Origin of the sequence: Chryseobacterium echinoideorum (assembly GCF_007474535.1) — a bacterium.
Classification (GTDB): Bacteria; Bacteroidota; Bacteroidia; order Flavobacteriales; family Weeksellaceae; genus Chryseobacterium; species Chryseobacterium echinoideorum.
The window spans coordinates 201700-214829 of the sequence record NZ_VKNW01000004.1; the positions used below are offsets into that span (position 1 = coordinate 201700).

The 13130-nt window shown below is 30.6% G+C and carries 17 protein-coding genes; 11 read left to right on the forward strand and 6 right to left on the reverse strand.

Annotated elements, in window-relative coordinates; all coding sequences use genetic code 11:
- Window positions 1-302: 302 nt before the first annotated feature.
- On the reverse strand, window positions 303-707 hold the full coding sequence (locus FOL89_RS06935; RefSeq protein ID WP_144282093.1) for a helix-turn-helix domain-containing protein: 405 nt from the start codon (window positions 705-707) through the stop codon (window positions 303-305).
- A 125-nt stretch (window positions 708-832) separates the two neighbouring features.
- Between FOL89_RS06935 and FOL89_RS06940 the strand changes: the two genes are divergently transcribed.
- The 5 genes from FOL89_RS06940 to FOL89_RS06960 all read left to right on the forward strand — a co-directional run bounded on the left by FOL89_RS06940 (window position 833) and on the right by FOL89_RS06960 (window position 4297).
- On the forward strand, window positions 833-1066 hold the full coding sequence (locus FOL89_RS06940; RefSeq protein ID WP_144282094.1) for a hypothetical protein: 234 nt from the start codon (window positions 833-835) through the stop codon (window positions 1064-1066).
- An 88-nt stretch (window positions 1067-1154) separates the two neighbouring features.
- On the forward strand, window positions 1155-2234 hold the full coding sequence (locus tag FOL89_RS06945; RefSeq protein WP_144282095.1) for a BF3164 family lipoprotein: 1080 nt from the start codon (window positions 1155-1157) through the stop codon (window positions 2232-2234).
- Between the two features lie 2 nt (window positions 2235-2236).
- The gene (locus tag FOL89_RS06950) at window positions 2237-2797 is read left to right on the forward strand and encodes a redoxin domain-containing protein (protein WP_144282096.1); all 561 of its coding nucleotides are present in this window, start codon (window positions 2237-2239) and stop codon (window positions 2795-2797) included.
- Entirely contained in the window at window positions 2794-3438 is a 645-nt protein-coding gene (gene lepB / locus FOL89_RS06955; protein WP_144282097.1) for a signal peptidase I, read from the forward strand. The genes FOL89_RS06950 and lepB overlap by 4 nt, the downstream gene beginning before the upstream one ends.
- Before the next feature lie 31 nt (window positions 3439-3469).
- Window positions 3470-4297: a GLPGLI family protein gene (locus FOL89_RS06960; RefSeq protein WP_144282098.1), complete on the forward strand. Its 828-nt coding sequence runs from the start codon at window positions 3470-3472 to the stop codon at window positions 4295-4297.
- A gap of 468 nt (window positions 4298-4765) precedes the next feature.
- On the opposite strand, the gene FOL89_RS06965 is transcribed toward FOL89_RS06960, so the two are convergent.
- Both FOL89_RS06965 and FOL89_RS06970 read right to left on the reverse strand, forming a co-directional pair.
- Window positions 4766-5167 (reverse strand): hypothetical protein, encoded by a 402-nt coding sequence (locus tag FOL89_RS06965; RefSeq protein WP_144282099.1) that lies wholly within the window; start codon window positions 5165-5167, stop codon window positions 4766-4768.
- A 3-nt stretch (window positions 5168-5170) separates the two neighbouring features.
- Window positions 5171-6343, reverse strand: a complete 1173-nt coding sequence (locus tag FOL89_RS06970) for an FAD-dependent monooxygenase (RefSeq protein ID WP_144282100.1) — start codon at window positions 6341-6343, stop codon at window positions 5171-5173.
- Between the two features lie 111 nt (window positions 6344-6454).
- Here FOL89_RS06970 and FOL89_RS06975 point away from each other — a divergent pair, with 111 nt between their 5' ends.
- Entirely contained in the window at window positions 6455-7387 is a 933-nt protein-coding gene (locus FOL89_RS06975; RefSeq protein WP_185146936.1) for a helix-turn-helix transcriptional regulator, read from the forward strand.
- Here the strand turns inward: FOL89_RS06975 and FOL89_RS06980 are convergent.
- The gene (locus FOL89_RS06980; RefSeq protein ID WP_317130097.1) at window positions 7384-7557 is read right to left on the reverse strand and encodes a hypothetical protein; all 174 of its coding nucleotides are present in this window, start codon (window positions 7555-7557) and stop codon (window positions 7384-7386) included. The two genes, FOL89_RS06975 and FOL89_RS06980, sit on opposite strands and share 4 nt — an antisense overlap.
- A 450-nt stretch (window positions 7558-8007) precedes the next feature.
- On the opposite strand from FOL89_RS06980, the gene FOL89_RS06985 reads away from it, so the two are divergent.
- From FOL89_RS06985 to FOL89_RS07005, 5 genes are all read left to right on the forward strand, one after another.
- On the forward strand, window positions 8008-9288 hold the full coding sequence (locus FOL89_RS06985) for a hypothetical protein (protein ID WP_144282102.1): 1281 nt from the start codon (window positions 8008-8010) through the stop codon (window positions 9286-9288).
- 11 nt (window positions 9289-9299) lie between these two features.
- On the forward strand, window positions 9300-9533 hold the full coding sequence (locus FOL89_RS06990; protein ID WP_185146937.1) for a hypothetical protein: 234 nt from the start codon (window positions 9300-9302) through the stop codon (window positions 9531-9533).
- 48 nt (window positions 9534-9581) lie between these two features.
- A complete protein-coding gene (locus FOL89_RS06995) occupies window positions 9582-10217 on the forward strand; it encodes a metallophosphoesterase family protein (RefSeq protein WP_144282104.1) in 636 nt (211 codons plus the stop codon).
- Between the two features lie 89 nt (window positions 10218-10306).
- The gene (locus FOL89_RS07000; RefSeq protein WP_144282105.1) at window positions 10307-10807 is read left to right on the forward strand and encodes an RNA methyltransferase; all 501 of its coding nucleotides are present in this window, start codon (window positions 10307-10309) and stop codon (window positions 10805-10807) included.
- On the forward strand, window positions 10800-11057 hold the full coding sequence (locus FOL89_RS07005; protein ID WP_144282106.1) for a beta propeller repeat protein: 258 nt from the start codon (window positions 10800-10802) through the stop codon (window positions 11055-11057). The genes FOL89_RS07000 and FOL89_RS07005 overlap by 8 nt, the downstream gene beginning before the upstream one ends.
- Here FOL89_RS07005 and FOL89_RS07010 read toward each other — a convergent pair.
- Both FOL89_RS07010 and FOL89_RS07015 read right to left on the reverse strand, forming a co-directional pair.
- The gene (locus FOL89_RS07010) at window positions 11054-11968 is read right to left on the reverse strand and encodes a WG repeat-containing protein (RefSeq protein ID WP_144282107.1); all 915 of its coding nucleotides are present in this window, start codon (window positions 11966-11968) and stop codon (window positions 11054-11056) included. The two genes, FOL89_RS07005 and FOL89_RS07010, sit on opposite strands and share 4 nt — an antisense overlap.
- Window positions 11965-13053 carry a hypothetical protein gene (locus tag FOL89_RS07015; RefSeq protein ID WP_144282108.1) on the reverse strand — a complete coding sequence of 363 codons (1089 nt, stop codon included), beginning with the start codon at window positions 13051-13053 and terminating at the stop codon, window positions 11965-11967. Before FOL89_RS07015 ends, FOL89_RS07010 begins: the two co-directional genes overlap by 4 nt.
- Between the last annotated feature and the right edge of the window lie 77 nt (window positions 13054-13130).

Below are 13130 nucleotides of genomic sequence, written 5' to 3' on the forward strand. Positions count from 1 at the left end.
TTTTATTTTAATTATTTGATTATCTACTTCTATTGTATTTGTTTTTTAAGTTTTTGATTTGTACCAAATAGAGACCATTTGTAATCGTTTTTTTTATATTCGCAATTCGATATAGAAAACAGACTACTTCCTGTCTATGCAGGTTTACAAAATAGGAGTATCATAATTAGTAAAAATCATTTGTCAACTCTCCTTTTAATTCTCTTATTTTCGATTAATAAGCTTTAAAAGGATTCTCAACTTGATTTTTTTTAATTAGCATTCTGATATTGATTTTAGTTTTGACCAAGACAGCACAGGTTTTAGTGTGGAGGTTTCATCTGCGGAAATTTCTTTTCTGCCTTTCCTGATGACATATCTACAGATGTTTCTCTTAATAATTTATTTTCTTCTCTGAGATATTTGTTCTCTTCTTCTAATTTAGTAATGTACTTTTTCATTGTTTGCAAGCCATATTCTGTAATATTTACGGGGTTTTTGGCTGTATTTTCATTTTGAAAAAAATAAATTCCGTCCTCAGGCTCATAAATTTCTTCTAATTTAACATCTAATTCTTTTGCTAACTTAACCCATTCTTTTTTTGATATTTTGGTAACGCCATTTTCTCTTCTGTTATAGCTTGAAGTTTCTATACCTATTTTATAAGCCAATTCTTCTTGAGTAAATTTTTTTTCTAGTCTTTTATCTATTAATTTTTGTTTTAGCATTTGGTGTACTTAAAAAATAATATGTTGTGATTTGCAATATATATGTTTTTAATTGCATTTCAAAGTTTAAAAAGTGTTTTTAATTTAGCAATGCTAATAATAGCACAAAACAAAATATTTTTATTATGAAAAACATTAAAACGATTCTTTTTTCAGGATTTGCAGTAGTTGCTACTGCTTTAGCTTTCACATTAACTTTAAAAGATTCCTCTTTAGAGAGTCTTAGTGCTAATGCCGGAACCAAATGTGTAGAAGCAACAAATAGTGATTGCAGATCTGCTTCAACGGGGCAAATTTATACTGGCTATAAAGCACAAACAATTGGGGGAACGGAATTGGGAATGGGTTTACAGCCATAAGATTATCTGAAAGTGTATTCTTTAGAATACACTTTGTTTCATTAAAAAAGGAGATTTATCTCCTTTTACTTTTTTAATAACCATATTTATGAAATATATTTCAAATTTTGTTTACGTTCTAATTCTATTAATTTTATTCAATTGTAAACAAAGCAGTGACAAATATGTTGAATTCAAAATTCAAGACAAAAGTAATAGCGTCAATTATTTGGATGAGGATAGAACACAGCATATTACTTTAAAACCAACAAATATTCAAGGCATATTTACAGATATAGCAGTTGTTGACAGTTTATTGATATGCGGAAATTTAAGATCTGAAAAACTTATCAATATTTATTCATTAAATAGCAATAAGTTGATAAATAAGATTATAAGTAGAGGCAATGCTCAAAATGAAGGATTATCAATAGCCAATATATTTGTCGGGAGTAATCGATCAGTATGGATATATGATATTACCTTAAGCAAGTTGTTCCAGATTAATATTGATAGTTCCAAAAATATTGGTCTTATACAAAAAGAGATAAGTTTAGCTCCAAAATTGAAAAATATAGTTTCACCTAGTATAATAAATGACAGTTTGGTATTAGCTACTACTTACTCATTTGATGATTTTAGATATTTATATACAGATTTTAATAAAATAAAAAAGAAAGTGGGAAAGCTTCCTGATATAACTAATGATGAGTTTCTTGAAGATCAGCCTAATACAAAATTTCCGAACAGAGCTTATATATTTAAAGCAATAAGTATTAAACATCCCATAGATAATAAAGTTGCAATTTTTTATAATAAAACAAATAGAGCCGAATTCTACTCAAATGACAAGCTTTCACAAGCTATACATTATAAAAGTAAATTTAATCCAAAAATGTATGTAACAAAACTCAAAAAAGGATTTTCTGTTGAAGATTATGCAAAAACAATTTATGCTTATTTATCTGTTGCTCATACGAAAGATCGCATTTATTGTCTTTTTTCAGGAGATAAAAATGGCAACACTTCTTCAGATAAGATTTTAGTATATGACTGGGAAGGTAATTTTATCAATGAACTTTCTTTAGATCGAAAGGTAAGCAAAATTTGCATAAACCCGATCACAGAAACTCTTTATTGTTATGATGATCAAATAAAAAGTATTTTTTCAATTCAAGTAAAATTTTAATAATGAAATTATTCACAATATTGTTATTTTGTTGTTTTATTACGATTACTTCGTGTAAAAATAAGTGTGAAAACACAGAGCAGGAAATAAAGAACATGATGAAAAACTGGTATCGGAAAAAGATAATTTTCCCAAAAGATATGGAAATGCTTACGAATAGCCCCATAATAAATAATAATACGAGTGATTTTTCACACTTGAAAGGATATACAATTGTCCATTTTTTTACTGCAGATTGTGATAAGTGTATAAATGAATTGAAGGCTATTAAAAAATCAATTCAAAATTTGCCTGAAAAATCAAAGATAAATTATATTTTTATTGCAAGTGCACCAACCAAAATATATGTATCGGAAGCAATAAAAAAAGTAAATTTTCCTTATCCAATATATTACGAAAAAGAATACTATTCATTCAAGACAACTAATCAATTACCTGTTTCGAATGATCTTTATAATACAATGCTTCTCAACGATAACCAAGAAGTAATTTTATTCGGTGCATTTTATGATAATGACAAGGCAAAGTCTTTTTTTTCAAAAATAATTGAATGTAATTTATGAGAAAAAAAATTATCTCTGCTGCTCTTTTTCTTCTTATTTTAATTGTTTTAAGATTATTTTTTTTCGAGATATATACTATTAATCAAAACTCGATGAACAACACTTACAAATCAGGTGATAAAGTGTTGATTATAAAAAATTTATATTCCGTAGATTATAATGATATTTTGGTATTTAAACATTTCAACAAAAAAATGATTAAACGTTGTGTCGGATTACCAGGAAATACGTTTAAAATAATTGAAGGAAAGACTTACTGCGATGATATAATACTCCCAATGCCAAACAAAGCTATAAATAGAAATATTTCGGAAGCCGATGCAATTGCGAAGGCAGAAATTTATCATACTTATAAAAAAAATGATTGGACATTATATAATTTTGGACCCTATTTAATTCCAAAAACCGGAACAAAGGTTTCATTAAATTCTGAAAATATTTTACTTTACAAAAAACTTATTGAGAATAGTATAAGTGATAATTTTAAAGTAAATGAAAATTCCAAAGAAAATGAGTATATTTTTACTAGCAATTTTTACTTTTTAATTGGAGATAACAGAACAGAGTCCGTAGATTCAAGGTTTTTTGGACCTGTTAAAGAGAATGATATTATAGGAAAAGTTATTCTTAAAATTTGGTAATTATTCAATGTTAATTAAAATAAGATATAAAATGAAAACGATATTATTAAGTTTATTATTCATATTTAGTCTATCATCAGCTCAGACACACAGATTTATTTACGAACTGAAAATCAATAAAAATGATGATGTCATAAAAACAAAAATGGCATTGGATATTAATAAAAGTTCCGTTAAGTTCTATGATTATGAATTTGTAAGACGAGATTCAATCAGAAAATCAGGAAAAAATTCGCAATATTTTTCTGAATCTGATCAGATGTTGTTAAGAAAACCAAACAGTTTTGATAACAGAATGTTTTTCTCCCACGGATATGATTATTTTGTGATTAAATCAACAGATAAAATTGACTGGAAATTAGAAAAAGAAACAAAAAACGTACAGGATTATACACTTCAAAAAGCAACAGCTAACTTTGGTGGAAGAAAATGGACAGCTTGGTTCAGTCCAGAAATTCCTTTTCAAGAAGGCCCTTACAAATTTCGAGGATTATCAGGTTTAATTTTTGAAATATCCGATTCCGAAAATATTTTTCATTATACATTGATAAAAAGTACTAAACTTTCCGAAGCATTTGATACTAATGATTTTTTAGAAACTCACTATGGTAAAAAACCCATTGCTGTTAGCTTGAAACAATATCATAAAGTAAAGCTGGATTCTTATCATAATGTTATAGAAGAACTCACTGATTTTGCCAAAAAAGGGGGTACAATAGCCTCTAAAGAAGAAATCAACTCTGCTGAAGAAATCAGGCAAAGAAAAAAATCTCTGCAAGAAGGTATAAAAGAATATTATTTGCCGATAGAGATCAATAACGCCATACCTTATCCCAAAACTCAAGCTATTACACCATAAGAATTAATTGATATTGTTAATTTAAAATATCTCAAAAATCAATGCTTCTAAATTGGCTTTATCTTTCAATTCAAAATCAAGGATTTCAATTTTGCCTAAATTTGCCTTGCAGTTATCTAGCCTCGCTTAATAGAAAAATAAAATCTTGTTTATTTCATTGAAAATTAACCTAGTTTTCTAATTAATGCAGTAAATAAACTAATTGTTCTCCGCATACTTTGCGGATACTAAAGTGGTTCCTAAAACTGCCGTCCTTACTCCATTTATTAAAAAAATAATACACATTTTGCCAGCTTATTTTTTCTTCCCGAAATAGTCTCTTAAAGAAATTTCACATTAAGGAAAAACACGAATACGGTCTGATTGAAGCATTGGCGGTTTATTGTCCGAAGTCTGGGGCGAAGATTACGAAGAACAGGATTTTGCCAATAAGATGAGGAAGAAAAGGAAACGCCAGAGAAAGAATAATTAGGTAAAATAGTTATTATTTTTAGACATGGCAGAAGTTACTTTATATCCTAAAAATACGCAGGGTAAAACACCTAAAATCATTAACACCCAAAACCAGATAGGGTTCACAGCCGACAACCATAGCCAACCCACAACCAGCATGATTAAACTACCAACTATCAGATTTTCTCTTGCTTTGCCTCCGATCTTTGTGGTAGTTAATCCTCCTAAAAAACAGCTAACCCAGACACAAAAAAGTTTGATGATAAATTGAGAAATATTGGTGACAGCTAATTCCTGATTGATAAACATTTCCAAAGATGATGCGAACAACCACCCTTGTACCTTGGCAAAAAGAGAACTCAATAATCCTATCGTTAAGAATCCTACTATGACGGAAAGTATCTTTATGTAATTCATGATTTAATTTATTTTAAAATTCAATTGGTCTTCCGTTAATACAATTGGATCAGTCATTATTTTTTGTACATCTGCATCAGATGCAGCTCTGAATGAATAGACAAACCTGTTTAATTTTTCTTCATTATCAGGGATAAATGATGCCGCATTATTTTTTGCATTTCCCTGAAATTTCTGAATCATAGGTTGCATGATCGTATCATAGTTGGCACAAGCCGTTTTTAAATCATTGGGATTTTCGTAAATAAAATGAGCCAAGGCTTTTGCTCCGTAAATAGATAACGATGCCCCCATTCCTGAAAGTGCAGTAGGACAGTAGCCCGCATCTCCCAATAAAACTACATTTCGGTTTACTAAAGTGGGTGAATTTATCATCCCCATTTTATCAATAAACATAAGACCATTATTCACGAAACGATCCAACAAATGCTGTACATCTTTATTGTATCCAGTAAAAGATGTTCTGAGTATTTCATCGGCTTTATTTTGAATGGATGCTAAATCTCCTTTGTCGTGTATATAACACTGAATGGCTATTTCATCGGAAGCAATGGGATAAATAGAAAGCATCTTATTCACATCAATATAAATATTGAATTTGCCCACCTCATAAGAATGATGCTCTTTCAATCGTCCGCCCATATAAAGCACATTAAAATCCTCCAGTGTACTTTCGGGAAAATAATTCTGTCTTGTTGTAGAGCGTAATCCTTCTGAAACGATAAGAAGGTCGGCTTCCAACACGGTTCCGTTGTTGAGTAAGATGTTGACTTTGTTTTCATCATGCATTAGTTTTTCAACAGAAGATGAAAAAAGAATATCCACGTCATCCTTTAGGTCGTTATATAAAACGTGATGCAGTCCGCCTCGTGTTATCAATACCGAACGTTCAATATTCTCGTTCATTTTATCATAGCTAAGACCTTGTATAATTGCATCGTTTGATTCCCTGAAATTTACAAATTCCGATGGTGATGATGCTTGCTGCAATTGTTCTGCTAATCCTAATTCGTCCATAATACGAACCCCAAAACTCTTGAGAGAAATAAGAAACCCCGATTTGCTGAATGATGCAGCTCTTTCCAAAACAGTCACTTTATGACCTTGTTTGCTCAATAGTTTTGCTGCAGTTAATCCGGCGATGCCTCCTCCTGAAATCACAATATTTTTTTTCATTGTTTCTAAACTTTAATTTTATACTGCAAATTTATTTTTATATTTACAGATAAAATAGCCCAAATTAAACCAATAATAGTCCAAAAAATCATGTTTAATGAAAAGCTTAAAATGAAACGACTCGCTGAAAAACTCGGCCTCTCCCTATCTTCTATTGAAGAAGAGATAAAGCTTTTGCATTTCAACCAATTGAACATTGTGGACTTGATGCCCGAGATGTTGCTAATGGTTCGCTCCTTAATTGCCAGCCAGACTTTTGCTTATAAAAGAAAACCAATCGGGGTCATAGAAAAAGGATTGTTCATTTCATTTCAAAATATTTTTCTTACGGAAGAAACGGATAAAGCAATTGGTAAAAGAGTATTGAACAATCAGCCACATGTTCGCATGATGCCTTCGCACTTAGAAAGCGAAGTGCTATTTCCTGGAGATGTTCACGTACAGCAAATCACCATTTTAGTTGAACTGGAATATCTGAAACGTTTTGTAGGAAACGATGCCGATAAACTATCTTATCTTTTTGATGTAGAAAAAACTTTTTGGATAGAAGAATTTATGTCACCTGAAATGTCTGATTTGGTTGCTCAACTGGCCAATCTTTCAACAGAAAACATTTTATCGCAAGCCTTTTACCGGTTAAAAGCACTTGAACTTATTTATTTGCTTTTCAGCAATTTATTAAAAAGAGAAAAAACAGAGCACCATCATCTTAGCAATGCTGAAATTGATGCAGTTTATTTGGTTCGAAATATGATAGAATCAAATCTGGAAAAACCACTTACAAAAGATGAACTGGTAAAACTTAGTGGAATGAATGAGCTAAAACTAAGAAGGATATTTACACAAGTTTTTGGCAAGGGAATTTACGAATATTATAATCATTTACGGATGCAAAAGGCGGCAAGACTATTAAGACAAGGAGATCTATCAGTTTCAGAAGTCGGCTATCAATTAGGATTTAGCAATTTGAGTTATTTCGGGAGGTTATTTGAAAAACACTTTGGATTAAAACCAAAGAAGTGGAGTGATAAAAATAGAATCTAAAAAGTATTGCCCTCAATTTCTAAAGATGATTGAATGGTTTTGATTCTATTTTTCTTTCGTAATTCAGTAGCGGGTTTATATAAATGAGTAGCGTTAATTTCTCCTATCTTTTCTGAAATAGAAGCAACTAACGCTACAATTTTATCGGTAATGGTATAAGGTGGTCTCATTTATGATAGTATCATTTGATATTATCACAAATATAGGAAAACTACTTCCCGATGCAGTATCTTAACTTTCCTTTATTAATAAGCTTTTACGTTAAATCATGTAGTACTAAAGTAGTACAGTTCCAAGGTGCTGCAACATCTTTTGGGTGTAGATACCGTCAACATTTTCGTCTTTGCAAAGCACCATTAACAAAGGTTTTTTCATTTTGAAGTAGTGAAATAATTGAAAATTTTAACACTTTTGTACTACTTTTGTACCCAGAAAACAATGTATTTCATTAATAGTCAATCAGATAATACTTCCCGACGAACTTTTTGAAATTAATACTTCCCGACGAATTAGTTCCAAATTTAGTAATCTTCAGGAACATTTCATAATCACTATTTTAAACAGACATCTTTCGTCTTATTAGCTGCTTACTTTTGTTTTATCTTTAAAAAATTATCAAAATGAAAATTCAAAAGTTAAATCAAGCGCAAACAGAATTATTGTCTAACATAGTTCAAAAAAGAATTGAAAAATTCCTTTTTTCTCAACAAATAAATATAACTCATTTTGAAGGAGGAATTAATTGGCTTTATTCCGAAATTTTGAAAAGGGATAATCCTGAAATAATTTATTGCAACAGTTGGTTCGATGCACTTTCTAAAATTGATAAATTAAAGCATCAAGAAAATTCATATGAGAATACTATATCTCCTTCTCTATGGACTTTTCTTACAAGGCATTTTAATGAAACTTTAAAAAATTCTGTTGACACATCTGTCCAGAAGTGTATTCGAGAAATAATTAAAGAGTCGGTAAATATTTCAATAATTAATCAAACTTGGCGTACCGTTTGGAAATCTTATCGCATTTCTGGAATTGATCAAAACTTTGAAACTAACATTCTCGATTTTCATAGAAAAGAATCTCAGTTCGAGAACATCCAATTATATTTTTATTTATTAATAGGATCAGATTTTTTAGAGAAAATTGAAACTTTTGAAAATGATATTTTTGGAAATTTCAAAAAATTAATAAATTCTGGATTTTTCCAAGTTTACGATTGTGGAAATTTCGTTCTTGCAATTCACCCTCCCAAAAATATTTGTAGAGACAATCAAGGAAGACTAAATTCAATTTCTGGAAAAGCTTTTGAGTGGATTGATGGAACAGGACATTATTACATCAACGGCATTGAATTGCCTGAAGATTTATACATTAAAATAAAAGAAAGAAAATATACTTTGGAAGATTTTGCCAATGAAAAGAACGAAGAAATTAAGTCAGCAATTATTTCTTTCATTCAGCAAAGAGATGGTGAAATCGGAATTTGTAATTTTTTCAAGTCTTATCTTACTGAAACTGATGTTTACATTGATAAAAAGAAAGATAGTTTTTTAGAAGGAACAACCAAAGGAATGAACATCGGTGTTTACACGCTTTACAGAGGGAAAATCAATCGAATCAGTGTTGCTTTTGTTCAATGTTACTGCCCTTCAACTGACAGAATGTTTTTTCTTGGAGTTGAGCCAAAATACAAATCGGCAAAAAATGCAATTGCTTCATTGTATCAAATTCCAACAATAGTGAAAAACGATATAAAAAGCATCTCAAGACAAGGTGAGCGATTCTTTACCACTTTTACTGAAGAAGGTTATCAAAAGCTAAAATCTCTAAAAGAAATCACTGAATATTCCAAAATTTCTGGTGATGAATATTTTGCAAAAATGACTTACGAATTCTAAAAATTTATATCATGAAAACTGAAATGAAAATTAACATCGCTCCATCTTCAAACAATGGACACTTTATTACAAAGACAAAAAAAGTAATCAACCTTGATTTAATCAACGAAACTTATTTAATTGAAGAACCTGCAGAACTGGTTACTGAAAATCACACAACACTAATTCAGGAGGAAGAAGGATTAATTACTTGTCAAGTTGTGTACAATCCATTTGCAAGAATGTTTGAAAAGTCTAAAGATTAACAGGAGATTTGAAAAATTTGAATTAATTTCACTTCTTTATATAACCAAATGAAAATCCTCTTTCTATCCGACACTCATAGTCAGCACCGAAAACTGAAAGATTTGCCGAATGCAGATATTGTAATTCATAGTGGAGATATTTCAAAAATGGGAAGAGATCATGAAGTGGAGGATTTCATGCGGTGGTTTTGTGCGTTGGATAATCCTCACAAAATATTTATTGCAGGTAACCACGATTTCTTTTTTGAAAACGAAACCCCTAAAAGCATCAAGCGTTTTCTAAATGAAAATACGATTTATCTTCATAATTCTTCTGTTGAAATTGAAGGCATTAAAATTTGGGGATCTCCATATACTCCAACATTTTTCAATTGGGCATTTAATCTTGACCGTGGAAAAGACATTTCCGAAGTTTGGAAGAACATTCCGATTGATACCGATATTTTAGTAACGCACGGTCCATCATTTGGAGTTTTAGACAGAACAATTTCGGGTTTAAATGTTGGTTGCGAAGAATTAATAAAAAAGATTGAAGAAGTAAAACCGAAATACCACTTGTTCGGTCATATTCATGAAGATTATGGCATTTTCAAAAATGGACAAACTACTTTCATTAATGGAAGTGTTCTTAATGAGCGCTATGAACTTGTGAACGCTCCGATTGTTTTTGATATCGAAAAATAACCCTCAATCGCCGTATTTATAATTTTTTTTTTGAAACAATAAACGGACATCTTTTGTCGCATTGCCTGTTTATTTTTACAAAAATTACAATGAAAGATTATCCTAATGCGATTGATTATCCGAAAACAAAAGGGTTTTTCGGAATCGGAATTGAAACTGCAATGCAAACCCAAAACATCGGAACTATTTGGCGTTCAGCACAAATTATGGGAGCTGATTTTATTTTTGTCATTGGTGGTCAGTATAAAAGAATGAAGACCGACACCATTGCTTCCTATCGCCATATTCCTCTGTTCTACTTTGAAACTTTTGAAGATTTCTACAAATCGCTTCCGATGGAAAGTAAACTTATCGGAATTGAATTGGCTGAAAATAGCATTCCGATTAGTGATTTCAAACATCCGAACCAAGCCGTTTATTTATTAGGGTCTGAATTAAAAGGCTTATCCGAGGATGCAAAAAATCACTGTGATCAAATTGTGCAATTGCCTGGAAAACTATCGCTGAATGTTTCAGTTGCTGGTTCAATCGTTATGTATGATCGTTTGATGAAGCAGGATATATTATCAAAAATGAAACAGAATGTCTGAATTTTCAAAAAAACTCATTATGGCTCAAATTATTTCGATGGGAATAAAACTCATCCGCATTTCAAAATCCAATCCTTTTTTGCTCGAAATTTCTGATAACGCAGGGATTTCTTGGCAAATCAGATTTAATGGCTCGACCGAAGTAGGAGAATTTTGGGATATTTTCCGAAGAGGCGAAACAATTTATGCAACGACTTCAAAAGGAAGGTTTCGGTCGGTGGATTCTGGTTCGTATTGGATGCAGATTTAATATGGGAATGTTCCTTCTCCAAAGATAAGTTCGTGGCATCTTTTATGAAAGTTTTTGCTTCTTTCTTCTTTCGTCAAAGATGGTGAAAAAGGAATTTTGTTTCCTTCAGAATCTGCAACAAAACACAAATCATCATCATCCAAATCAGGATTTTCCCAATAATTTTTTATGATTCTTGCTCGACCATTTTTGGGATTGAATTCTCGAACTGGTGAATCAGAAACAAAAGGGAAAAGGATATTCTTATGAATGTCGATAATTCCGAACTTTATTTTCTGAAAATTTTTGTTAAAGTATTTGAAATAATTATTATAATGAACGCCTTCTAATTCCAATTTTTCTCTATCAAAGAATACATCCACAGTTTTTCCTGCACAAAAATTGTCACCAACAAACTCCAAATGATCCCATTCAAAATCCATGATAACATTTTGATCAAAATCAATTATTCCGTATTTATCGTCATTACCAACAATGATCAAATCTTCGTTGAAACTATAAAAATCATCATAATTCAAATGCAGAATAAGGTTTCCATCAATGTCGATGATTTTCCACTTTCCATCAAAGCAAAGTGCAATTCGTGGACTCTCGGATGAAAGGTCAGCAGAAATATTGTCGTAAATAAACGGTATTAGAGGATTATTTTGGCGGTCGAAAATTCCATATTTGTCATTTTTCCTTGCTACACAATATCCGTTTTGAAAGAAAGGATAGGAAATACTTTGGTATTCATCGGGAATAATAAGATATCCCTCTCTGTTTACAAAGCCAAAACCATCATCGGTACAAACCCAACCATATCCTTCTTCATCAAAATCTGTTACTTCTTCCCAATCAGTTGGATGGAAACCTCTTTCTTCGTAATCTCCGGCTAAATCATTGGCTTGCCAAGGGTGGATTTTTTTCATTTTCTTTCTGATTCTATATGTAATAAAAACCCTTCTACAGCCTCTATAATTTCAGTATTTAAATTAGTAAAATACTTAAATTCTTTTCTTATAAACCAACTGTTATTTGTTCGATCAAAAGAATTATCAAAAAACTGGTCATAAACCATTTCATTTTCGAATGTTTTAAACTTATCTTTTTGCATATTTCTAACACCAAATTCCTTGTAATTAGGATTTATTCTGATTAGTATTTCATCATTGCCTATTCCATCAACATTAATATCAATCCATTTTTTATGTTTTTTTGGGTTGTATTTCGCAAAATGCTTTAAAAATTCATCAGTGTCAAAGTTTGATTTTTTTGAATGAATAATATTTTTTTGTGGATGCATTGTGGAAAGAGAAAAAGGTTCAATAGGTTCACCATTCAAAAGCTTTTCTAGAGTATCACTAATTGCTTCATCTTCTTCAGAAAAATTATTATAAGAAGGATGCGGAATTCCATAAACGATTTTTCCATTAATCTCACCCTGAACAAGCAATCTCTTTCGGAAACCTTGAAGTATTAATTTATTTTTTTTTGAAATTTGATCTATGCCACTACCTGTTCCCAAGATTATGATGTTCTTTGGATTAATAATATCAATTAACTCAAGTGTAAGTTTAATATTTTCTTGAATCGCTTCCTTAAATTCATTTTTGTTTATTTCAGAGAATCTCCTTGAACTATAAAAAACATAATTTGTAAATACAAAATCATACTTATCAATTGAATTTTTAAAAAAATCTATTTTTCTTAATCCATTTCCATATTTCCATTTGCCTGCTAAAAATTCTCTATCAAATGAAGGATTCCCATTTAAGATTCTATCAGCGGTTAATCTTGAATTTATCTTGTCAAATTCCCAATCAGGATTATTTATCTGACATTCATAACCATATCCTCCTCCTGGATTTAATCCAATAAAAAGTATATCAGGATTTAATTTTGCTTTTGACTGTAGGGGATAATATTCTAAATTAAATTTTTGTGCGATTGGCGTACATAAATTGATAACTTTTTCAGCCCAATCAATCAATTTTTTCGGATATTTTTCTTTCATATAATTTATATTTCATACAAATTTAGTCCATTAAACCGTCAAAACAAGTCCCTCAAAAATATTTTTCATAGTCGCGG

Coding starts and splice junctions, on each gene's coding strand:
- FOL89_RS06960 (WP_144282098.1), top strand. CDS start 3,470: ATGAAAACGATATTATTAAGTTTATTATTCATATTTAGTCTATCATCA.
- lepB (WP_144282097.1), top strand. CDS start 2,794: ATGAGAAAAAAAATTATCTCTGCTGCTCTTTTTCTTCTTATTTTAATT.
- FOL89_RS07005 (WP_144282106.1), top strand. CDS start 10,800: ATGTCTGAATTTTCAAAAAAACTCATTATGGCTCAAATTATTTCGATG.
- FOL89_RS07015 (WP_144282108.1), bottom strand. CDS start 13,053: ATGAAAGAAAAATATCCGAAAAAATTGATTGATTGGGCTGAAAAAGTT.
- FOL89_RS06950 (WP_144282096.1), top strand. CDS start 2,237: ATGAAATTATTCACAATATTGTTATTTTGTTGTTTTATTACGATTACT.
- FOL89_RS06940 (WP_144282094.1), top strand. CDS start 833: ATGAAAAACATTAAAACGATTCTTTTTTCAGGATTTGCAGTAGTTGCT.
- FOL89_RS06980 (WP_317130097.1), bottom strand. CDS start 7,557: ATGAGACCACCTTATACCATTACCGATAAAATTGTAGCGTTAGTTGCT.
- FOL89_RS07000 (WP_144282105.1), top strand. CDS start 10,307: ATGAAAGATTATCCTAATGCGATTGATTATCCGAAAACAAAAGGGTTT.
- FOL89_RS06945 (WP_144282095.1), top strand. CDS start 1,155: ATGAAATATATTTCAAATTTTGTTTACGTTCTAATTCTATTAATTTTA.
- FOL89_RS06995 (WP_144282104.1), top strand. CDS start 9,582: ATGAAAATCCTCTTTCTATCCGACACTCATAGTCAGCACCGAAAACTG.
- FOL89_RS06975 (WP_185146936.1), top strand. CDS start 6,455: ATGAAACGACTCGCTGAAAAACTCGGCCTCTCCCTATCTTCTATTGAA.
- FOL89_RS06990 (WP_185146937.1), top strand. CDS start 9,300: ATGAAAACTGAAATGAAAATTAACATCGCTCCATCTTCAAACAATGGA.
- FOL89_RS06985 (WP_144282102.1), top strand. CDS start 8,008: ATGAAAATTCAAAAGTTAAATCAAGCGCAAACAGAATTATTGTCTAAC.
- FOL89_RS06935 (WP_144282093.1), bottom strand. CDS start 707: ATGCTAAAACAAAAATTAATAGATAAAAGACTAGAAAAAAAATTTACT.
- FOL89_RS07010 (WP_144282107.1), bottom strand. CDS start 11,968: ATGAAAAAAATCCACCCTTGGCAAGCCAATGATTTAGCCGGAGATTAC.
- FOL89_RS06970 (WP_144282100.1), bottom strand. CDS start 6,343: ATGAAAAAAAATATTGTGATTTCAGGAGGAGGCATCGCCGGATTAACT.
- FOL89_RS06965 (WP_144282099.1), bottom strand. CDS start 5,167: ATGAATTACATAAAGATACTTTCCGTCATAGTAGGATTCTTAACGATA.